This is a genomic window from Achromobacter sp. FW305-C-28 (genome assembly GCF_058783235.1).
In genome coordinates this window covers 245,752-265,333 of sequence record NZ_JBYSYL010000007.1, presented here as the reverse complement: position 1 = coordinate 265,333, position 19,582 = coordinate 245,752, and the positions used below count along the sequence as shown (strand labels likewise).

The window sequence follows — 19,582 nt, the reverse complement described above, 5'->3', positions numbered from 1 at the left end:
GCTATCCGTTCCCATGAAAAAGGCCAGCCTTTGTCGGGCTGGCCTTTTTGTTTTCCGGCGACGCGCCTATTTGTGAATGGCTGCGGCGACTGCCTGGGTGATGGTGAAGTCCACCAGATCGCCTTCTTTCAGCTGTGCCAGCCGGGCCTGCATGGCGGGGTCCTGCACCTGGATCGTGCGCAGGGCACCTTGCGGCCCCTTCAGGGTGACCAGGTTGGCGCTTTTGTTGATGTGCCAGATCTCGGCCGTGATACGGGTCTGGCGGCCGGCGGCGCCACCGGGCTTGGCACCCTTGGCGCTACGGGTGGCGGCGGTTTCGGTGACGACTTCGGGGGCGCCCGTGCCGGCCGGCCGCACGTCCACGGCCACCGATTCGTAGTAGTCCAGTGTCAACGTGTCGCCAGGCTTGATCTGCTTGAAGTTGCGCACGTCCGGGCCGGCCTGTACGTCAACGACGTTGCCGTTGTTGCCTTGCAGTGTGATGGTCCGGGTAGCGGGGTCTACCGCCGTCACCTTGCCCGTGGTGGTGGTCAGCGCCGCGCCGAGCACCCGGGCCGACGCCGTCAGCGGCATCGCCAGCATGCCCGCCAGCAAACCTGTCAAAGCCAGTCGTGCGACAGGGGTGAAGACAGCTTTACGGTTCTTCATGTTGCACCCTCCGGAAGAGGAAGTTTGAGGGAAACGCCGATTTCTACAATCAGGTATATTCTTCAAACGCGCTGACAGGCAGCACAGGGGCGCCCAACGGGCTACACTCTGTCTGCGGCGGGCTCCGGCCCGTATTTAGGGATTTCTAGAATACCCGCATGTGGTGTTTTAGAACACAAATCCCGCGCGACTCCCGATTTTTCAGCACCTGCATTTGCCAGTCGGCTTGTTTAAGTGCTAGAATTTCCCGTTTTTCACAACTAATTCAAGGGATTACCTATGGTGGTGATTCGCCTGGCCCGCGGTGGGTCCAAGAAGCGTCCGTTCTACAACCTGGTGGCCACCGATTCGCGTAACCGTCGCGACGGCCGTTTCATCGAGCGCGTGGGTTTTTACAACCCCGTTGCCAACGAAGGTACGGAAAACCTGCGCATTGCGCTGGATCGCGTGCAGCACTGGACCAGCAACGGCGCCCAGCTGTCGCCGGCTGTCGAGCGTCTGGTCAAAGACTACTCGGCCAAGGTTTCCGCCGCGGCTTAATTGCCCGCGTCGTTTAGCCTGAACCCTGCTAGTTTTTACTACGCTAGATAAAACCGACTGCCCGATACATGTCTGATGCCGCAACTTCCAACGCGGCGCCTGCGGACTTGATCGAGCTGGGTCGCATCACTGCGGCCTACGGTGTGAAAGGCTGGGTCAAGGTGCAGCCGCATTCGGCCAACGCCGAAGTGCTGCTCTCAGCTTCTCAATGGTGGTTGACTCGCCCTGTGCCTGAATTGGCGCGGGGCGCTGTCGCGTCTGCGCCTGTCGCATACAAGATCGTGCAAGTCCGTTCGCAGGGCGCCACCGTGGTGGCGCAGTTGAGCGGCATCGCCGATCGCGACCAGGCAGAAGCCCTGCGCGGTTTTTCCGTGCAGGCGCCGCGCGGTTCCTTCCCCGCGCCCAAAGAAGACGAATACTACTGGGTCGATCTCATTGGCTGCTCGCTGTATACCACGGCAAGCGGCGAATCCGCGCTCATCGGCGTGGTGGACGAAGTCCTTGATAACGGCGCTCATGCCGTCTTGAAGGTCTTGTGCCAGAAGGTGGGGGCTGATGGCCCCGAAACCCTTCTGAATGCCAAGGGAAAGCCCGCCGAAATGCTCGTTCCGTTCGTACGCGCGCACATACACGCCGTCGACCTGGCTGCTCGCCGCATCGATAGCGACTGGCCCGCGGATCTCTGATGCGCATTGACGTCGTTACGCTCTTTCCCGAAATGTTCGGGGTGGTGCGCGACCTGGGTGTCACCGGCCGGGCGCATGCCCAGGGCCGGTGGTCCCTGCATGCCTGGAATCCGCGCGATTTCACGCACGATATACACCGTACCGTGGACGACCGCCCTTATGGCGGCGGCCCCGGCATGGTGATGATGGCGGCCCCGCTCGAGGCCGCCGTCGGCGCTGCCCAAGCCGCACGCGCGGCACAAGGCCTGGCGCCGGCCCCCGTTGCGCTGCTGGCGCCGGTGGGCAAGCGCTACGATCAGGCAGGCGCCGAGGCCCTGGCCGCCAGCGATGGCCTGATCCTCATCTGTGGCCGCTACGAAGGCGTCGACCAGCGCTTCATCGAGCGCTGCGTCACGCATGAAATCTCGTTGGGCGACTTCGTCTTGTCCGGCGGCGAAATCGCGGCGCTTGCCGTCATCGACGCCGCCGTGCGCTTGTTGCCCGGCGTCCTGAACGACGGCGATTCTGCCCTGCAGGATTCCTTCAACGACACCTTGTCCGGCTTGCTGGACAGCCCGCATTACACGCGGCCCGAGGTGTACGAGGGCGCGTCCGTGCCCGCGCCGCTGCTCAGCGGCCACCACGCGAATATCGCGCGCTGGCGCCGCGAGCGTTCCCTGGCGCTGACAGTCACCCGCCGGCCTGAACTCATCGAGTCGGCCCGCGCGCAAGGCTGGCTGACCCTGGCCGACGAGCGTTATCTGGCCGAGCTGGCCGGCGAACCCTTGCCCGAGCCGAAGAAAAAGCGCCGTTTCTCCAAGCCCAGGACGGCGTGATTCGTTGCGGTGCGCCGCTGGCGCACGCGCAGTCCTGCCATGGCTCGAGAGGGCCGCGCGGCAGGGCGCCCTGGTGTCTGACCTTCTAATCCGCATTGCCCCACCGCTAGGGATGTTCCTAGGTTGTGGCGCTTTCCCGCGCTCCTTAGTATTGAAAATTATATAAAAATGAAATTTTCACATGAGCCGATCCTCTTCCTCGTTGCGCATCGATTCGCCGCTGCCCAAGCCGGCCGCGTTGGCGGGGCGTCCCGAGTCCGCGGTGGATCTCTGGTTGGGCCAGCAACTGCGTCAATTGCGCAAGGGGCAGGGTCGTTCGCTGGCTGATGTAGCCCAGGCTTGCGGGATGTCGCTGGGCCTGCTCAGCCAGATCGAGCGGGGTTTGAGTTCCGCCTCGGTCAAGACGCTGCATCAACTGGCGCGCGAGTTCGGGGTATCGGTCAATGCCTTGCTGCGCAATGCCGAGCACACCGAAGGCGAAGACGGCGGCCGGGTCGCCCGGGCCGGCACGCACCGCTACATCGACCTGCGCGAGAAGGGCATCGTCAAAGAGATGTATACGCCGCCGGCCTGCCGCAGCATGGACCTGTGCCGCTGCACCATCGAGCCGGGCGGTTCGACCGGCAACGAGCTGTTCGTCACGGGGCAGGGCGAGCAGATCGGCGTGGTGCTAAAGGGTTCACTCGAACTCTGGGTGGGCGACCGCGTCGTCCTGCTCAACGAGGGCGACAGCTTTTGCTACGCCAGCAGCACGCCGCGCCGCTGGCGCAATCCCGGGTCGCAGGCGACCGAGGTCATCTGGGCCATTTCCAATATCACTCAAGCCGCGAGGGACGAGACGCAACGGGCGCCCTGAGCGCGCGGGCAGTAAAGCGGCGCGATGACACTGGGGATCATCCGCCTTCCGGGCAGCGCCTGGAACTCTTTGCCACGATGAGGAAATGTCATGAAATTCAAGACTCTGGTTGTCTCTGTATTTGCAGCATTGTCCATGGCCGCGGGCGCGCAGGCCCAAACGGTGGTGAAGGTGGGGTCCACGCCCACCGGCAGCCCGTTCACGTTTCTCGATACCAAAACCAACAGCATCGAAGGCGTGATGGTCGACATCGTGAAGGCAGTCGGCAAAGAGGCCGGGTTCGAGGTGCAGATCGAACCCATGGCGTTTTCCGCGCTGATCGGCTCGCTTACGTCCAAGCGCATCGACATCGTCTCGGCGGCCATGTTCATCACGCCGCAGCGCCAACAGGTGGTGAGCTTTTCCGAACCCGTGTATCGCTACGGCGAAGGGTTGATGGTGCTCAAGACCGACAACAAGGAATACAAGTCCTTCGCCGACATGCAGGGCATGACGGTGGGCGTGCAGGTGGGCACCGCCTTTGTCGAACCCATCCAGAAAAGCGGCGTCTTCAAGGAAGTGAAGCTTTACGACAATCCGCCGGACATGATGCGAGATGCCAATGCCGGCCGCATCCAGGGCGGCTTCATGGACTTCCCCATCGCCGCCTACATCCTGACCCAGGGCAACTATCCCAACCTGAAAATGGCGCAGTCCTACCAGCCCACCGTCATGGGCAGCCTGGGGCTGGCCACGCGCAAGGACGACACGGCCTTGCTGGACCGCATCAACAAGGCGCTGACCAAGCTGAAGGCGGACGGCTCCATCGACCGCATCCTGAAAAAGTGGGGCCTGGGCGCCTGACGCCGGGTTGAGGGCGGGGCCGCCTGGGCATGCGCCCGACCTGCGTGCAGCGTGCGCGCGGGCGGGCCGGCCACGGCTGGCGCCTGCAAGCGCAGTCTTGTTGGGGTGATGAGGCATGACCGAATTCTTCAAGGACGCGGCGGAATACCTGCCGATATTGCTGCAAGGCGCCAAGCTCACCATTTTGGTGACCCTGGGCTCGCTGGCCTTGTCCACGGTGTTGGGGCTGGTGTGGGCGCTGATGCGCGTCTCGGGCAACAAGTACCTGGCCAAGTTCAGCGCGGGCGTGATCAACCTGCTGCGCGGCATCCCGATCATCGTGCTGCTGTTCTACATCTACTTTGTCATGCCGGACATGGGGGTGTCGCTGACGGCCGTGCAGGCTGCCATCATCGGTTTGGGCGTGGCGTATTCGGCCTACCAGGCCGAGAACTTTCGCGCCGGCATCGAAGCCATCGACCGCGGGCAGATCGAAGCCGCCATGGCCATGGGCATGAGCTGGAGCCTGACCATGCGCCGCGTGGTGCTGCCGCAGGCCGTCAAGATCGTGCTGCCGCCTTACGGCAACATCATGATCATGATGCTCAAGGACTCGTCGCAGGCGTCCACCATCACGGTCGCCGAACTTGCCCTGCAGGGCAAGCTGATCGCCGTATCCACCTTCAAGAACGCCACCGTGTTTTCGCTGGTGGCGTTGATGTACCTGGTGATGTGCGTGCCGTTGATCCTGCTGGTGCGGCACCTGGAAAAAAGGAGCGCCGCCAAATGATCGAACTCAAGGGAGTGCGCAAGAGCTTCGGTTCGCTGGAAGTGCTCAAGGGTATCGACGCCGAAGTCACCAAGGGCGAGGTCGTGTGCGTCATCGGGCCATCTGGCTCGGGCAAGTCCACCATCCTGCGCTGCATCAACGGCCTGGAGCGCTACAACGCGGGCAGCATCACGGTGGATGGCGAGCGGGTGGACTGCGACGCCGCGTCCATCGTGTCGATTCGCACGCAGGTGGCGATGGTGTTCCAGCGCTTCAATTTGTTTCCCCATCGCACCGCGCTGGAAAACGTGGTGGAAGGGCCGATCTACGTGAAGAACGAACCGCGCGCGCAGGCGCTGGAATGGGGGCGCGAGCTGCTGGCCAGCGTCGGGCTGGCCGACAAGGCCGATGCCCATCCGCCGCAGCTCTCCGGCGGCCAGCAGCAGCGCGTGGCGATCGCGCGGGCGCTGGCCATGCGGCCCAAGGCCATCCTGTTCGACGAACCGACCTCGGCGCTGGACCCGGAACTGGTGGGCGATGTGCTGGGCGTGATGCGCAAGCTGGCCGAGGCGGGCATGACGATGGTGGTCGTGACGCACGAGATGAGTTTCGCCCGCGAAGTTGCAGACCGCGTCATGTTCTTTGATGGCGGCGTGATCGTGGAGCAGGGCGCCGCCCGTGAAGTGCTGAATCATCCGCAGCACCCTCGCACGCAGGACTTCCTGCGACGCGTGCTGCATCCCATGTAAGGAACCGCCATGTCGCAGACGCCGTTTCCCCTGTCCCCGTCGCTGTGGGCCGCCACGGCCGCGCCGCCGCCCGACACCCAGCCGCTGACGCAATCCACCCAGGCCGACGTGCTGGTCGTCGGGGGCGGGTATGCCGGCTTGAGCACCGCGCTGCACCTGGCCGAGCAGGGCGTTCGTACGGTCTTGCTGGAAGCGCGCGAAATCGGTTTCGGCGGTTCGGGTCGCAACGGCGGCCAGGTCATCCCGGGGCTTAAGTACGATCCGGATGCGCTGGTCGCCATGTTTGGCGCCGAGGCCGGCGAACGCCTGGTGCGCTTTGCCGGCGCCACCGCGGATTCGGTCTTCAACCTGATCGAGCGCCATGCAATGGACGTGCCGCATGTGCGCCAGGGTTGGATCCAGGGCGCGCACAACCCCGCGGCGCTGGAACTGGCACATGCCCGCGCGGCGCAGTGGGCCCGCCACGGCGCCGATGCGCAGCCGCTGGACAAGGCCGAAGTCTCGCGCCTGATCGGCACCGACCGGTACCTGGGCGGCTGGGTCGACCGGCGCGCAGGCGCCATCCAGCCGCTGAGCTACGCGCGCGGCCTGGCCCGGGCAGCCTTGAATGCCGGCGTTGTGATCCACACCGATACACCTGTCGCCGGCCTGCGCCGCGAGGGCGGCAAATGGACCGCCACCACGGCGGGTGGCGCGACCGTCATCGCCGACCGCGTGGTGATGTGCACCAACGCCTATGGCGCCGACCTGCTGCCGGGCCTGAAGCCCTCGATCATTGATGCCAATACCTTCCAGGTGGCCACCACGCCGCTGCCCGAACGCCTGCGCGCGGGCATCTTCCCCGAAGGCCATGTCACGTCGGATACCCGCAATCTGCTGCTGTACTTCCGGCTGGATCACCAAGGGCGGCTGCTGATGGGCGGGCGCGGGCCTTTCCGCGAACCCAAGGGGCCCGAGGACTGGGCGCACCTGGAACGGGTGATGGTGAAGATGTTCCCGCAGGTGGCGGGCACGCCGTTCGAATACCGCTGGTGCGGCCGCGTCGCCATCACCCGGGACTACCTGCCGCACCTGCACGAGCCCGAACCCGGCTTGTTGGTGGACATCGGCTGCCAGGGGCGCGGTGTGGGTCTGCAGACCAGCATGGGCCGCGCCATGGCGCAATACCTGGTCAGCGGCGATGCGAAGGCGCTGCCGGTGCCGCTGTCGCCGGTGACGCCGTTTCCGCTTTACGGCCTGCGCCGGCTGTACGTGAATGCCGTGGTGACCTGGTATCGAATGACCGACGGTGGCGTCTAGGGCGGCGATCGGAAGGCGGATTCAGCGGCCGGATTGGCGGGCGAAAAAAAGCCCCGGAACGGGTCCGGGGCTTCGGTGTGCATCAGGCGTGGCGCCCGCCAGGCCTCAGTTGCCCAGTTTGCCGCGCTGTTCGCGCACCTTTTGCAGCGTTTCGCCGAACTGCGCGACGCGGGCCTTTTCCTGCTCGACCACGGCTGCCGGGGCGCGTTCGACGAAGCTGGCGTTGGACAGCTTGGCGTTGGCCTTGGCGATCTCGCCTTCCAGGCGCGCGATTTCCTTGTCCAGGCGGATGCGTTCGGCCGCCACGTCGATCTCGACGTGCAGCATCAGGCGGCTGGCGCCCACCACCTGCACCGGCGCGCCGGCATCGGGCAGGGCATCCAGCACGTCGACCTGGCTCAGCTTGGCCAGCGCGGCCAGGTAGGGCGCGTTGCGCGTCAGCGTGGGCGCATCGCCCTGGGCGCACAGCGGCACCTTCTGGGCGGGCGACAGGTTCATTTCGCCGCGCAGCGCGCGCACGGCTTCGACCTGGGCCTTCAGTTCGGCCACATCGGCTTCGGCGGCGGTGTCCACGGCGGCCGGGTTGGCTTGCGGGTAGGGCTGGACGCTGACGCTGTCGGCGACGCCTTCCTTGCGCTTGCCGGCCACGACCGAGACCTTCTGCCACAGTTCTTCCGTGATGAACGGAATGATGGGGTGGGCCAGGCGCAGCACGCCTTCCAGCACGCGGATCAGCGTGCGGCGCGTGCCCAGTTGCTGGGCCGGCGTGCCGGTCTGGATCTGGACCTTGGCCAGTTCCAGGTACCAGTCGCAGTATTCGTCCCAGATGTAGCGGTACAGCGCGTTGGCGATGTTGTCGAAGCGGTAGTCGGCAAAGCCGCGCGCTACGTCGGCTTCCAGGGCCTGCAGCTGGCTGACGATCCAGCGGTCCACGAACGACAGTTCACCGGTTTCCGGGCCGGTCAGGTCGTGGCCTTCGGTGTTCATCAGCACGAAGCGGGTGGCGTTCCAGAGCTTGTTGCAGAAGTTCCGGTAGCCCTCGCAGCGCTTCAGGTCGAAGTTGATGTTGCGGCCCAGGGTCGCGTAGGCGGCCATGGTGAAGCGCAGCGCATCGGTGCCAAAGGCGGGGATGCCGTCCGGGTATTGGCGGCGCGTGGCCTTTTCGATGCTGCCCGCCTGCTTGGGGTTCATCAGGCCGTAGGTACGCTTGGCCACCAGGCCGTCCAGGTCGATGCCGTCGATCAGGTCGATCGGGTCGAGCGTGTTGCCCTTGGACTTGCTCATCTTCTGGCCGTCTGCGTCGCGGATCAGGCCGTGCATGTAGACGTGCTTGAACGGAATCTGGCCGGTCAGGTGCGTGGTCAGCATGACCATGCGCGCCACCCAGAAGAAGATGATGTCAAAGCCCGTGACCAGCACGCTGGACGGCAGGTAGCGTCCCAGGTCGGCCGTCTTGTCGGGCCAGCCCAGGGTGGTGAAGGGCACCAGGCCCGACGAGAACCAGGTGTCCAGCACGTCCGGGTCGCGCGTGAGCGCGCCCGTCACGCCGGCGGCGCGCGCCTGCGCTTCGGCTTCGGCCTGGTCGTGCGCCACGAACACCTGGCCGTCTTCCGAGTACCAGGCGGGAATCTGGTGGCCCCACCACAACTGGCGCGAGATGCACCAGTCCTGGATGTTGTTCAGCCACTGGTTGTAGATGGTGGTCCAGTTGTCCGGATAGAACTGGATGCGGCCGTCGGCCACGACTTCCAGCGCCACTTCGGTGATGCTCTTGCCCGGGTTCAGCGTACCTTCGGGGGCAGGCTTGCTCATGGCCACGAACCACTGGTCGGTCAGCATGGGTTCGAGCACGACGCCGGTGCGGTCGCCCTTGGGCTGCATCATCTTGTGCGGCTCGACCTTGACCAGGTAGCCGTCGGCTTCCAGCTGGGCCACGACGGCCTTGCGGGCCTCGTAGCGTTCCATGCCCTGGAACTGCTTGGGGCCGTTTTCGTTGATGTGCGCATCCAGCGTGAAGATGACGATCAACGGCAGGTCGTGGCGCATCGCGCAGGCGTAGTCGTTGAAGTCGTGCGCGCCGGTGATCTTCACGCAGCCCGTGCCGAATTCAGGGTCGACGAAATCGTCCGCAATGATGGGGATGTTGCGGTCGCACAGCGGCAGTTCGACCTGCTTGCCTACCAGGTGCTTGTAACGCGGGTCTTCGGGGTGCACGCACAGCGCGCCGTCGGCCAGCATGGTCTCGGGGCGGGTGGTGGCGATGGTCATGCCGCGCAGCGTCACCGTCTGGCCGTCCTTGTCGACGATGGTCTGCGGACCGTCGACGAAGGGGTAGAGGATGTGCCACATGTGGCCGTCGGTTTCTTCCGACAGCACTTCCAGGTCGGACACGGCGGTCAGCAGCTTGGGGTCCCAGTTGACCAGGCGCTTGCCGCGGTAGATCAGTCCCTGTTTATGCAGGCGGACGAACGTTTCCACCACGCCGCGCGACATGCGGTCGTCCATGGTGAAGTATTCGCGCGGCCAATCGGCCGATGCGCCCAGGCGGCGCACCTGGTCGGTGATCGTGCTGCCCGATTTTTCCTTCCATTCCCAGACTTTTTCCACGAATTTCTCGCGGCCCAGGTCGTGGCGCGAAACCTTCTGGGCGTCCAGCTGTCTTTCAACCACGATCTGCGTGGCGATGCCGGCGTGGTCCGTCCCCGGAATGAATACGGTGTCGTCGCCCAGCATGCGGTGGTAGCGGATCAGGCCATCCATGATGGTCTGGTTGAACGCGTGGCCCATGTGCAGGGTGCCCGTCACGTTGGGCGGCGGGAACTGGATGGCGTAGGGCTTTGATTCCGTCCCTGTTTTTACGTGCGAACCGGCAGCGAAATACCCGCGCTTGTCCCACTCGTCATACCAGCGGGATTCGAGTTCGGCGGGTTCAAAGCTCTTGGAGAGTTCCTGGGAGTCGTTCGCGGTGTTCGCGGCGTTCGGGGGAGCGGCTTGGGTCATTACAGGGTTCCGGCAGACAGGGCGCCCGGTCGATGGATACGGGCAAGCAAACCGCTCATTTTAAGATGTAATGCGGTCGTATCGGCGTGTTAGAATACCGGGTTACTGTAAACCTTTTAGAAGTCCCTGAATTCATTGAAGTTTCGCCAAAAATTTGGGGGGCTCGAAGTCAGAGACTCAAAGGGTAGGCAGTGTCGAATCCCCGCCTGGGTCATCGTCACAGGCGGCCGGGCCGGTCCGGGGCAAGCATTTGTTCCGAACCGCTTCTCGCGCCCACAGCGCGATGCGCCTTGAAGGGTGACACCAACAAGCGCAGGCCGCGCCAGGCAATCATAGAAACCAGTCAGCAATCAGTTTTCGGAGTTCTCATGTCCATCCAACGTACCCTCTCGATCATCAAGCCCGACGCCGTCGCCAAGAACGTCATCGGCCAGATCGTCGGCCGCTTCGAGCAAGCCGGCCTGAAGGTCATCGCCGCCCGCCTGGCCCAGCTGTCGCGCGCCGACGCCGAGCGTTTCTACGCCGTGCACAAAGAGCGCCCCTTCTTCAAGGACCTGGTCGACTTCATGATCTCCGGTCCCGTGTTCGTGCAAGTGCTGGAAGGCGAAGACGCCATCCTGAAGAACCGCGACCTGATGGGCGCCACGGACCCCAAGAAGGCCGCCCCGGGCACCATCCGCGCTGACTTCGCCGACAGCATCGACGCCAACGCCGTGCACGGCTCCGACGCTCCGGAAACGGCCGCCGTCGAAGTGGCTTTCTTCTTCCCCGAAATCAACATCCACAGCCGTTGATTTCCCGGAAACCGTTTTAGATATCTAGCTTTACCCAGGTCATGGAATCCGTCGAACGAATCAATCTGCTGGGGCTGGACGGCTCCGCCCTGTCCGAACTCGTCGGGCAGTGGGGCGGCAAGCCGTTTCGCGCCCGTCAGCTGCAGCGCTGGATGCACCAGCGCGGCGCCGATTCGTTCGACGCCATGACCGACCTGGCTCGCGACTTCCGCGGCCAGCTCGCATCGAATTGCCGCATCGAGGCCTTGCCCGTCAACATCGAGCAGCGCTCGACCGACGGCACGCGCAAGTGGCTCTTCGACGTGGGGCAGGGCAATGCCATCGAAACCGTCTTCATCCCTGAAGACGACCGCGGTACCCTGTGCATTTCCAGCCAGGCCGGCTGCGTGGTCAATTGCCGCTTCTGCTCGACCGGGCACCAGGGCTTCAACCGCAACCTGAAGACCAGCGAAATCATCGGCCAGCTGTGGTGGGCCAAGCGCGTGCTCGAAGCCGACATCGGCACGGCACGCCTGGAAGGCGCCCGCGCCACCGAAGACACCCGCGTCATCAGCAACGTGGTCATGATGGGCATGGGCGAACCCTTGCTCAACTACGACCAGGTCTTGCCGGCCCTGCGCCTGATGCTCGACGACAACGCCTATGGCCTGTCGCGCCGTCGCGTCACGGTGTCCACCTCGGGCGTGGTCCCCATGATGGACCGCCTCTCGCAAGACTGTCCGGTGGCACTGGCCGTATCGCTGCACGCGCCCAACGACGCGCTGCGCGACGAGCTCGTGCCGTTGAACAAGAAATACCCCCTGAAGGAGCTGCTGGCCGCGTGCGAACGCTATCTGGCGTACGCCCCGCGCGACTTCATCACTTTCGAATACTGCATGCTGGACGGCATCAACGATACCGACCAGCACGCCAAAGAACTGATACACATTGCACGCCAGATTCGCTGCAAGCTCAATCTGATCCCGTTCAATCCCTTCCCCGCGTCCGGCCTCAAGCGCTCGTCTTCCGCACGCGTCAAGGTGTTTGCCCAGCGTCTGATGGACGCCGGCATCATCACGACCGTACGCAAGACCCGGGGTGACGATATCGATGCCGCTTGTGGTCAACTGGCGGGAGAAGTGCGCGACCGTACCCGAATCACTGAACGGAACGCCGCGCAGCGCCAGACCATACCAATTAAACAGGTGCATGCATGACGCAGGATTTCGCTTCTGCAGTTTCAGAGACGTCCACGGGCGCCGCAAGCGGCTCGGGCAATGTGGGTTCGGCGCTGCGTACGCTGCGCCAGTCCAAGGGTTGGTCGCTCGACGAAGTGTCCAGCCGCATCAAGTTTTCCACCAAGCAGATCGAGGCCCTTGAAAACGAGCAGTGGGCCGATCTGCCCACCGGCGTTTCGCTGCGCGGCCTGATCCGCAACTACGCCCGCCTGCTGGGCGCCGATGCCCAGGCCATCGTGGATTCGCTGGACCCCAAGGCGCGCGCCACTGGCCCCGTCAAGCTCAGCCCGGGCGCGCTGCATTCCGCGCATTCCATTCCCCAGTCCAGCGCCGACGACGACCGTTCGTCGTCGACCTCCTGGGGCTGGCTGATCGCCATCGTGCTGGTGCTTGCCGCCGGCGTCGCCTATGCCTTCTGGCAGGGCTGGCTGCCGCAGCACTGGCTCGCGTTCGACTGGCTTCCCAAGCTGTCCAAGTAATTACCGGTTCCGCCGATGCAAGATTCCTCTCTGCCTTGCCAGGATGCGCCGCCGCCCTCCGTGGGCGCGGCTTCCCGCCGACACACGCGTGCGGTGGCGGTCAAGTGGGGCGACCGTACGGTCATGGTGGGCGGCGATGCGCCCGTCGTGGTCCAGTCCATGACCAACACCGATACCGCCGACGCGATCGCCACGGCGATCCAGGTCAAGGAACTGGCGCTGGCCGGCTCCGAGCTGGTGCGCATCACGGTCAATACCCCCGAGGCGGCCAAGGAAGTCGTGGCCATCCGCGAACAACTCGACCGCATGGGCGTCAACGTGCCCCTCGTCGGCGATTTCCATTACAACGGCCATAAGCTCCTGACGCAGTTTCCGGAATGCGCGCAGGCGCTGTCCAAGTACCGCATCAACCCGGGCAACATGGGCGGGGGCAAGCGTCGCGACGACAATTTCGCCCAGATGATCGAAGTGGCTTGCCGCTACGACAAACCGGTGCGCATCGGCGTCAACTGGGGCAGCCTCGATCACGAGCTGATGGCCCGCAAGATGGACGAGAACAACCAGCGCGCCCAACCCTGGGAAGCGCAGGCTGTCATGCGCGACGCGCTGGTCGTGTCTGCCATCAGCAACGCCCAGCGCGCCGAAGAACTCGGCCTGCGCCGCGACGCCATCATCCTGTCCTGCAAGGTCAGCCACGTGCAGGACCTGATCGCGGTCTATCGCGACCTGTCGGCCCGCTGCGACTACCCGCTGCACCTGGGCCTGACCGAAGCCGGCATGGGCAGCAAGGGCATCGTGGCGTCCACCGCCGCGCTGGCTGTGCTGTTGCAGCAGGGCATCGGCGATACCATCCGCATCTCGCTCACGCCCGAACCCGGCGGCGACCGCAGCCGCGAAGCCGTGGTAGCCCAGGAAATCCTGCAGACCATGGGCCTGCGCGCGTTCACGCCCATGGTGGTGGCCTGCCCCGGTTGCGGCCGCACCAGCAGTACGTTCTTCCAGGAACTGGCCGACAGCATCCAGTCCTACCTGCGCCGGCAGATGCCGGTATGGCGGGCACAATACCCCGGCGTCGAAAGCATGAACGTCGCGGTCATGGGCTGTGTGGTCAACGGGCCTGGCGAAAGCCGCCACGCGGACATCGGCATCAGCCTGCCGGGCACCGGCGAGGTGCCGGCCGCGCCGGTATTCGTCGACGGCGAGCGCACGGTCACCCTGAAGGGCGACCATATCGCCGAAGAATTCCAGGCCATCGTTGAAGACTACGTCGCGCGTCGCTACGGCGCGCTCGCCTCTCATTAAAGAAAGGGTGTCGCCGCCAGCGCGCTTGCCAGCGCGTGATGCGGCATGATCAAGATGACTCAAGCTTTCCAGAAAGTCGCCGCCATCCGCGGCATGAATGACGTGCTGCCCGGGCCCAGCGCCCGCTGGGAGCAATTCGAGGAAATCGTGCGCGGCTGGCTGCGCGGCTACGGCTATCGCAATGTGCGTACGCCCGTGCTTGAGCATACGCGCCTGTTCACGCGCGGCATCGGCGAAGTGACGGACATCGTCGAAAAAGAGATGTACACGTTCACCGATGCGCTCAACGGCGAATCGCTCACCATGCGGCCTGAAATGACGGCCGGCATCGTGCGCGCCTCGATCGAGCACAACATGCTGTACGACCGCCCGCAGCGCGTCTACTCCATCGGTCCGGTGTTCCGCCACGAGCGCCCGCAGCGCGGCCGCTACCGCCAGTTCCACCAGATCGACGTCGAAGCCCTGGGTTTTGCCGGCCCTGACGTCGATGCCGAGCTCATCGTCATGCTGGCTCGCCTGTGGAAGCTGCTGGGCCTGACCGACGTGCGCCTCGAACTCAATTCGCTGGGCCAGCCTGCCGAACGCGCGGCGCATCGCGCCGCCCTGATCGCCCACCTGGAAAAGCACAGCGACATCCTGGATGAAGACGGCAAGCGCCGCCTGTACACGAATCCGCTGCGCGTGCTGGACACGAAAAATCCCGCCATGCAGGAAATGGCCGACAGCGCGCCGCGCCTGTTCGACTTCCTGGGTGAGGAATCCCGCGCGCACTTCGACGGCGTCTGCCAGCGCCTGACCGACGCCGGCATTGAATACCGCCTGAACCCGCGCCTGGTGCGCGGACTCGACTACTACAACCTGACCGTCTTCGAATGGGTCACCGACCGCCTGGGCTCCCAGGGCACGGTCTGCGGCGGCGGCCGCTACGACGGCCTGATCGAACTGCTGGGCGGCAAGGCCGCGCCCGCGGTCGGTTTTGCCATCGGCATGGAGCGCCTGCTTGACCTCTGGGAACAGAGCGTGCAGGTCGATGCCCCGGCCGAATGCGACGTCTATGTGGTGCACCAGGGCGAAGACGCCCAGCGCCTGGCTGCCCGGGTCGGCGAAGACCTGCGCGATGCCGGCCTGTCAGTGGTCGTGCACGCCGGTTCGGCCAGCTTCAAGTCCCAATTCAAGCGCGCGGACGCCAGTGGCGCCCGGGTTGCGGTTATCCTTGGCGCCGATGAAGTGGCCTCGCAGACCGCCAGCGTCAAATTCCTGCGCGCCGACGCCCAGGGCGACGCCGCGCAGCAGCAAGTCCCGTTGGCGGCCTTGGCCGAAGTATTGAATCACAAGGGTTAGGCATGGCATACGATCTCGAAGAACAGGAAAAACTCGACGCCATCAAGGCATGGTGGGCTCGTTACGGCACCCTGATGGTGTCGTTGCTGACGGCTGTGGTGGTGGCGTGGGGCGGCTGGTGGGGCTGGAAGGCTTATCAATCGCACCGCGCGAACCAGGCCATGGGCTACTTCGAAGCCCTGGAAGACGCGGCCCGCCTGGGCGGTGCCGATTCGTCCGTGCGCATCAAGGCCGCCGCGGCGACCTTGCGTGACCAATATGGTTCCACCGGTTACGCCGCCCGCGGCGCCCTGGTGGCGGCCCAGGCGCTGCAAGCCCAGAAAGACCTCGACGGCGCGCGCCAGCAGCTCGAATGGCTGGCAGGGCAGGCCAAGAACCCGGCCATGCAGGCCGTGGCGCGCCTGCGCCTGGCGGGCCTGCTGCTCGACCAGAAGCAATACGATGGCGCCCTGGCGCAGTTGAACAATGCCCCGGCAGCCTTCGCGGCCTTGTTTGCCGATCGCCGCGGCGATATTCTCGCTGCGCAAGGCAAGCGCGATGAAGCGCGTGCCGCATGGCAAAGCGCCATCGATGGCCTGGGTACGGCAAATCCGCTGACCCAGGTTGTGCAACTGAAACTGGATGCCCTGAGCGGAGCCTGACTGTAATGCGTAAATTTGCCTTTGGCCGTACGTGGCGTGGCGCGGTTTGCCTGACGGGCCTGCTGGCCCTGGGTGGCTGCGGCCTGTTTTCCCATGACGACGGCCGTTACGACCCCGCTCCGCTGACCGAATACAAGGCCGGCATGTCCGTGCGCCAGGTCTGGTCCACATCCATTGGCAGCGGTTCCGGCCTGGGCTTTGCGCCCACCGTGCTGGGCAGCGCGATCTACGCCGCCACGCCCGACGGCTCGGTCGGCAAGTTCGACCTGCAAAGCGGTCGCCCTATCTGGAAGGCCCAGGCAGGCGTCAAGCTCACCGCCGGCGCCGGCAGCGACGGCACCACTACTGCCGTGGCTTCGCCCGACGGCGACGTGGTCGCTTTCGACGACACCGGCAAGGTCAAATGGAAGGTCCGCGCCACCAGCGACGTCAATATCTCGCCGGTGGTGGGTTATGGCATCGTCGTCGTGCGCAGCGGCGACTATCGCATCCAGGCCTTCGACGCCAACAACGGCGAGCGCCTCTGGAGCGTCCAGCGCCCCGGTCCGGCTCTGGCCCTGCGCAGTGTCGCGCAGATGGTCCTGGCCGAAGGCCTGGTCATCACCGGCCTGCCGGGCGGCAAGCTGATGGCCATCGCGTCGGATAGTGGTAACGTCCAATGGGAAGGCACCGTGGCCACCCCGCGCGGCGCCAGCGACCTCGAACGTCTGACCGACGTGGTCGGCGCGCCCCGCATTGCCGGCAACCTGCTTTGCGCGGTGGCCTACCAAGGGCGTATCGTGTGCTTTGACGTCACGGCTGGCGGCCGTCCGATCTGGGCCAAGGACTTTTCCAGCGTTTCCGGCATGACGCTGGACGAGCGCTTTGCCTACTCGGCCGACCAGAACAGCGTGGTCAACGCTTTCGCGCTGGATAACGGCGGCAACGTCTGGAAGCAGGCTGCGCTGAAAAACCGCCAACTGACGGCGCCTGCCGTGCTGGGCGGCGCACTCGCAGTGGGCGACCTGGATGGTTACGTGCATTTCCTGTCGCGCAGCGACGGCAGCCTGATGGCGCGCCTGTCGGTTGGCGGCGGCGCCGTCGTATCGCCGCCCCAGACGACTCCCCAAGGTGTGCTGGTCCAGACGGGCAATGGCAATCTCGTCCTGATCGGCACCAACTAAACCCTAAAAAACAAAGCCTTACACCGTGTCCTTCAAGCCTGTCGTTGCCCTGGTCGGTCGCCCCAATGTGGGTAAATCGACCCTTTTCAACCGCCTGACGCGATCGCGCGCCGCGCTGGTGGCCGATTTTTCCGGCCTGACCCGCGATCGCCACTATGGCGAGGGCAGGGTGGGCGATATCCCCTTCATCGCCATCGACACGGGCGGTTTCGAGCCCGTCGCCAAGGACGGCATCCTGCTGGAGATGGCCCGCCAGACCCGGCAGGCCATCGCCGAGGCGGACGTGGTGGTGTTCCTGGTGGACGCCCGCGCGGGCCTGAATGCCCACGACCACGAAATCGCCACCCTGCTGCGCAAGTCCGGGCAGCAGCGTGTGCTGCTGGCGGTGAACAAGGCCGAAGGCATGGGCCTGGGCCCGGCCATCTCCGAGTTCCACGAGCTGGGCCTGGGGCAACCCTATCCCATCTCGGCCGCGCACGGCGACGGCATCGTCGACCTGATCGAGCTCGCGCTCAAGGACCTGGCCGAACCGCCGGCCGAAGAGGAAGTCGCCGAAGAGGGCGAGCACGATCACCGCATCAAGCTGGCCATAGTGGGGCGCCCCAACGTCGGCAAGTCGACGCTGATCAATACGCTGATGGGCGAAGAGCGCGTCATTGCATTCGACATGCCCGGCACGACGCGTGACGCCATCGAAATCGATTTCGACCGCGATGGCCGTCGTTACACGCTGATCGACACCGCGGGCCTGCGCAAGCGCGGCAAGGTGTTCGAAGCCGTCGAGAAGTTCTCGGTCATCAAGACGCTGCAGGCCATCGAGGCCAGCAACGTCGTGTTGCTGATGCTGGACGCGCAAACCGAGATTTCCGAGCAAGACGCCCACATCGCGGGCTTCGTGCTGGAAACCGGCCGTGCGGTGGTGGTCGCCGTCAACAAATGGGACGGCCTGGATGGCGAAGAAAAAGAACGCATCGAACGCGAATTCCAGCGCAAGCTGCGTTTCCTGTCGTTTGCCCGGGTGCACACCATTTCGGCTTTGCGCGGGCAGGGCATCAAGCCGCTGCTGAAGTCCATCAACTCGGCCCACGCTGCCGCGTTTGCCAAACTGTCCACGCCCAAGCTCACGCGCGAGCTTCAGGCCGCCATCGAGCAGCAGCAGCCGCCCCGCAAGGGCATCTTCCGTCCCAAGATGCGCTATGCGCACCAGGGCGGACAGAACCCGCCGCTGGTCGTCATCCACGGCAACGCGCTGGACGCCATTCCGGATTCCTATCGCCGCTACCTGGAAACTCGCTTCCGCAATGCGTTCGATCTGGCTGGCACGCCGCTGCGCATTGAATTCAAGTCCTCGCACAACCCCTACGCGCAGGAAGACTGACCCATGAGCCGTTTCTGGAGTCCCGTGGTCGGGACGCTCAGCCCGTATGTCCCGGGCGAGCAGCCCAAGCTTCAGAACCTGGTCAAGCTGAACACCAACGAGCATCCTTACGGGCCGTCGCCCAAGGTGCTCAAGGCGATCCGCGCGGCAAGCGACGACACCCTCAAGCTGTATCCGGACCCGTCGTCCGATCGCCTGCGCCAGGCGATCGCGACCACGGTCGGCGTGGAAGCGTCCCGCGTGTTCGTGGGCAATGGTTCTGACGAAGTGCTGGCCCATGCCTTCCTGGCGCTGCTCAAGCACGAGCGTCCGCTGCGCTTTCCCGACATCAGCTACAGCTTCTATCCCGTTTACTGCGGCTTGTACGGCATTGCCTACGAGACCTTGCCGCTGACGGACGATTTCCGTATCGACGTCGACGACTACCTGCCCGCGCGCCATGGCCAGGCCGGCGCGATCATTTTCCCGAATCCCAACGCCCCCACCGGGCGGGCGCTGACGGTGGCGGAAATCGAGCGCATCGTGGCCGGCAATCCGGACGCCGTGGTGGTGGTGGACGAGGCCTATGTCGATTTCGGCGCCGAGTCCGTCATTCCCCTGACCGCACGCTACGACAACCTGCTGGTGGTCCAGACACTGTCCAAATCGCGCTCGCTGGCCGGTCTGCGGGTGGGCTTCGCCGTGGGCAGCCCCGAGCTCATCGATGGGCTGGAGCGGGTCAAGAACAGCTTCAATTCGTACCCCGTGGATCGCCTGGCGTCGGCTGGGGCAGTGGCGGCGCTTGAGGATACAGAGTATTTTGAGAAGACCCGCCAGGCCGTGATCCAGACTCGTGCACGGATGGCGGCGGGTCTGGCGTCGCTGGGCTTCGAGGTGCTGCCGTCCAGCGCGAACTTCGTGTTCGCGCGGCATGCATCCCGGGATGCCGCGGAACTGGCCGCCGGACTACGCGCACGCAGCATCATCGTGCGCCATTTCCGGCAGCCGCGCATAGACCAGTTTCTACGTATTACAGTGGGCACCGATGAGCAGTGCGAACTGCTTCTGAAAGCGCTCGCCGAGGTCGTCTGAACCGCGGCCAGC

19 protein-coding genes are annotated in these 19,582 nt (G+C 64.9%); 17 read left to right on the top strand and 2 right to left on the bottom strand.

Going from position 1 to position 19,582, the window contains the following annotated elements; all coding sequences use genetic code 11:
- Positions 1 to 66: 66 nt before the first annotated feature.
- Positions 67 to 648: a hypothetical protein gene (locus AC3WMR_RS19040; protein WP_175192641.1), complete on the bottom strand. Its 582-nt coding sequence runs from the start codon at positions 646 to 648 to the stop codon at positions 67 to 69.
- A gap of 279 nt (positions 649 to 927) precedes the next feature.
- Between AC3WMR_RS19040 and rpsP the strand changes: the two genes are divergently transcribed.
- From rpsP to AC3WMR_RS19000, 8 genes are all read left to right on the top strand, one after another.
- Complete coding sequence (rpsP, locus tag AC3WMR_RS19035) at positions 928 to 1,188, top strand: 30S ribosomal protein S16 (protein WP_025135207.1); 261 nt, start codon at positions 928 to 930, stop codon at positions 1,186 to 1,188.
- Positions 1,189 to 1,256: 68 nt separating this feature from the next.
- Positions 1,257 to 1,874 carry a ribosome maturation factor RimM gene (rimM, locus tag AC3WMR_RS19030; RefSeq protein WP_025135208.1) on the top strand — a complete coding sequence of 206 codons (618 nt, stop codon included), beginning with the start codon at positions 1,257 to 1,259 and terminating at the stop codon, positions 1,872 to 1,874.
- Positions 1,874 to 2,689, top strand: a complete 816-nt coding sequence (gene trmD, locus AC3WMR_RS19025) for a tRNA (guanosine(37)-N1)-methyltransferase TrmD (RefSeq protein WP_492266357.1) — start codon at positions 1,874 to 1,876, stop codon at positions 2,687 to 2,689. Before rimM ends, trmD begins: the two co-directional genes overlap by 1 nt.
- 181 nt (positions 2,690 to 2,870) lie before the next feature.
- Positions 2,871 to 3,545 (top strand): helix-turn-helix domain-containing protein, encoded by a 675-nt coding sequence (locus tag AC3WMR_RS19020; RefSeq protein WP_492266358.1) that lies wholly within the window; start codon positions 2,871 to 2,873, stop codon positions 3,543 to 3,545.
- Between the two features lie 90 nt (positions 3,546 to 3,635).
- On the top strand, positions 3,636 to 4,388 hold the full coding sequence (locus AC3WMR_RS19015; protein WP_492266359.1) for an ABC transporter substrate-binding protein: 753 nt from the start codon (positions 3,636 to 3,638) through the stop codon (positions 4,386 to 4,388).
- A gap of 115 nt (positions 4,389 to 4,503) precedes the next feature.
- Positions 4,504 to 5,157 (top strand): amino acid ABC transporter permease, encoded by a 654-nt coding sequence (locus AC3WMR_RS19010; protein ID WP_025135212.1) that lies wholly within the window; start codon positions 4,504 to 4,506, stop codon positions 5,155 to 5,157.
- Positions 5,154 to 5,885 (top strand): amino acid ABC transporter ATP-binding protein, encoded by a 732-nt coding sequence (locus AC3WMR_RS19005; RefSeq protein WP_175192637.1) that lies wholly within the window; start codon positions 5,154 to 5,156, stop codon positions 5,883 to 5,885. The genes AC3WMR_RS19010 and AC3WMR_RS19005 overlap by 4 nt, the downstream gene beginning before the upstream one ends.
- Before the next feature lie 9 nt (positions 5,886 to 5,894).
- Positions 5,895 to 7,184, top strand: a complete 1,290-nt coding sequence (locus AC3WMR_RS19000; RefSeq protein ID WP_492266360.1) for an NAD(P)/FAD-dependent oxidoreductase — start codon at positions 5,895 to 5,897, stop codon at positions 7,182 to 7,184.
- A gap of 105 nt (positions 7,185 to 7,289) precedes the next feature.
- Here AC3WMR_RS19000 and AC3WMR_RS18995 read toward each other — a convergent pair whose 3' ends face one another.
- Entirely contained in the window at positions 7,290 to 10,184 is a 2,895-nt protein-coding gene (locus tag AC3WMR_RS18995; protein ID WP_492266361.1) for a valine--tRNA ligase, read from the bottom strand.
- Positions 10,185 to 10,552: 368 nt separating this feature from the next.
- Between AC3WMR_RS18995 and ndk the strand changes: the two genes are divergently transcribed.
- From ndk to hisC, 9 genes are read left to right on the top strand one after another with little or no spacing between them, the layout of a single operon-like run.
- Positions 10,553 to 10,978: a nucleoside-diphosphate kinase gene (gene ndk / locus AC3WMR_RS18990; protein ID WP_006393972.1), complete on the top strand. Its 426-nt coding sequence runs from the start codon at positions 10,553 to 10,555 to the stop codon at positions 10,976 to 10,978.
- Positions 10,979 to 11,019: 41 nt separating this feature from the next.
- A complete protein-coding gene (gene rlmN, locus AC3WMR_RS18985) occupies positions 11,020 to 12,174 on the top strand; it encodes a dual-specificity RNA methyltransferase RlmN (RefSeq protein WP_175192634.1) in 1,155 nt (384 codons plus the stop codon).
- Positions 12,171 to 12,674: a helix-turn-helix domain-containing protein gene (locus tag AC3WMR_RS18980; RefSeq protein WP_025135217.1), complete on the top strand. Its 504-nt coding sequence runs from the start codon at positions 12,171 to 12,173 to the stop codon at positions 12,672 to 12,674. Before rlmN ends, AC3WMR_RS18980 begins: the two co-directional genes overlap by 4 nt.
- 15 nt (positions 12,675 to 12,689) lie before the next feature.
- Positions 12,690 to 13,976 (top strand): flavodoxin-dependent (E)-4-hydroxy-3-methylbut-2-enyl-diphosphate synthase, encoded by a 1,287-nt coding sequence (gene ispG / locus AC3WMR_RS18975; protein ID WP_492266362.1) that lies wholly within the window; start codon positions 12,690 to 12,692, stop codon positions 13,974 to 13,976.
- 54 nt (positions 13,977 to 14,030) lie between these two features.
- Positions 14,031 to 15,317 carry a histidine--tRNA ligase gene (gene hisS / locus AC3WMR_RS18970; RefSeq protein ID WP_492266363.1) on the top strand — a complete coding sequence of 429 codons (1,287 nt, stop codon included), beginning with the start codon at positions 14,031 to 14,033 and terminating at the stop codon, positions 15,315 to 15,317.
- Positions 15,318 to 15,319: 2 nt separating this feature from the next.
- On the top strand, positions 15,320 to 15,958 hold the full coding sequence (locus AC3WMR_RS18965) for a YfgM family protein (RefSeq protein ID WP_025135220.1): 639 nt from the start codon (positions 15,320 to 15,322) through the stop codon (positions 15,956 to 15,958).
- A 5-nt stretch (positions 15,959 to 15,963) separates the two neighbouring features.
- Entirely contained in the window at positions 15,964 to 17,121 is a 1,158-nt protein-coding gene (gene bamB, locus AC3WMR_RS18960; protein ID WP_175192632.1) for an outer membrane protein assembly factor BamB, read from the top strand.
- A 25-nt stretch (positions 17,122 to 17,146) separates the two neighbouring features.
- Positions 17,147 to 18,499 carry a ribosome biogenesis GTPase Der gene (gene der, locus AC3WMR_RS18955; RefSeq protein ID WP_025135222.1) on the top strand — a complete coding sequence of 451 codons (1,353 nt, stop codon included), beginning with the start codon at positions 17,147 to 17,149 and terminating at the stop codon, positions 18,497 to 18,499.
- Between the two features lie 3 nt (positions 18,500 to 18,502).
- Positions 18,503 to 19,570: a histidinol-phosphate transaminase gene (hisC, locus tag AC3WMR_RS18950; protein WP_492266364.1), complete on the top strand. Its 1,068-nt coding sequence runs from the start codon at positions 18,503 to 18,505 to the stop codon at positions 19,568 to 19,570.
- The last annotated feature ends 12 nt before the right edge of the window (positions 19,571 to 19,582 follow it).

Bases quoted from the DNA above. Each gene is read 5' to 3' on its own strand.
- AC3WMR_RS19040 (WP_175192641.1), bottom strand. From the start codon at position 648: ATGAAGAACCGTAAAGCTGTCTTCACCCCTGTCGCACGACTGGCTTTG.
- rpsP (WP_025135207.1), top strand. From the start codon at position 928: ATGGTGGTGATTCGCCTGGCCCGCGGTGGGTCCAAGAAGCGTCCGTTC.
- rimM (WP_025135208.1), top strand. From the start codon at position 1,257: ATGTCTGATGCCGCAACTTCCAACGCGGCGCCTGCGGACTTGATCGAG.
- trmD (WP_492266357.1), top strand. From the start codon at position 1,874: ATGCGCATTGACGTCGTTACGCTCTTTCCCGAAATGTTCGGGGTGGTG.
- AC3WMR_RS19020 (WP_492266358.1), top strand. From the start codon at position 2,871: ATGAGCCGATCCTCTTCCTCGTTGCGCATCGATTCGCCGCTGCCCAAG.
- AC3WMR_RS19015 (WP_492266359.1), top strand. From the start codon at position 3,636: ATGAAATTCAAGACTCTGGTTGTCTCTGTATTTGCAGCATTGTCCATG.
- AC3WMR_RS19010 (WP_025135212.1), top strand. From the start codon at position 4,504: ATGACCGAATTCTTCAAGGACGCGGCGGAATACCTGCCGATATTGCTG.
- AC3WMR_RS19005 (WP_175192637.1), top strand. From the start codon at position 5,154: ATGATCGAACTCAAGGGAGTGCGCAAGAGCTTCGGTTCGCTGGAAGTG.
- AC3WMR_RS19000 (WP_492266360.1), top strand. From the start codon at position 5,895: ATGTCGCAGACGCCGTTTCCCCTGTCCCCGTCGCTGTGGGCCGCCACG.
- AC3WMR_RS18995 (WP_492266361.1), bottom strand. From the start codon at position 10,184: ATGACCCAAGCCGCTCCCCCGAACGCCGCGAACACCGCGAACGACTCC.
- ndk (WP_006393972.1), top strand. From the start codon at position 10,553: ATGTCCATCCAACGTACCCTCTCGATCATCAAGCCCGACGCCGTCGCC.
- rlmN (WP_175192634.1), top strand. From the start codon at position 11,020: ATGGAATCCGTCGAACGAATCAATCTGCTGGGGCTGGACGGCTCCGCC.
- AC3WMR_RS18980 (WP_025135217.1), top strand. From the start codon at position 12,171: ATGACGCAGGATTTCGCTTCTGCAGTTTCAGAGACGTCCACGGGCGCC.
- ispG (WP_492266362.1), top strand. From the start codon at position 12,690: ATGCAAGATTCCTCTCTGCCTTGCCAGGATGCGCCGCCGCCCTCCGTG.
- hisS (WP_492266363.1), top strand. From the start codon at position 14,031: ATGACTCAAGCTTTCCAGAAAGTCGCCGCCATCCGCGGCATGAATGAC.
- AC3WMR_RS18965 (WP_025135220.1), top strand. From the start codon at position 15,320: ATGGCATACGATCTCGAAGAACAGGAAAAACTCGACGCCATCAAGGCA.
- bamB (WP_175192632.1), top strand. From the start codon at position 15,964: ATGCGTAAATTTGCCTTTGGCCGTACGTGGCGTGGCGCGGTTTGCCTG.
- hisC (WP_492266364.1), top strand. From the start codon at position 18,503: ATGAGCCGTTTCTGGAGTCCCGTGGTCGGGACGCTCAGCCCGTATGTC.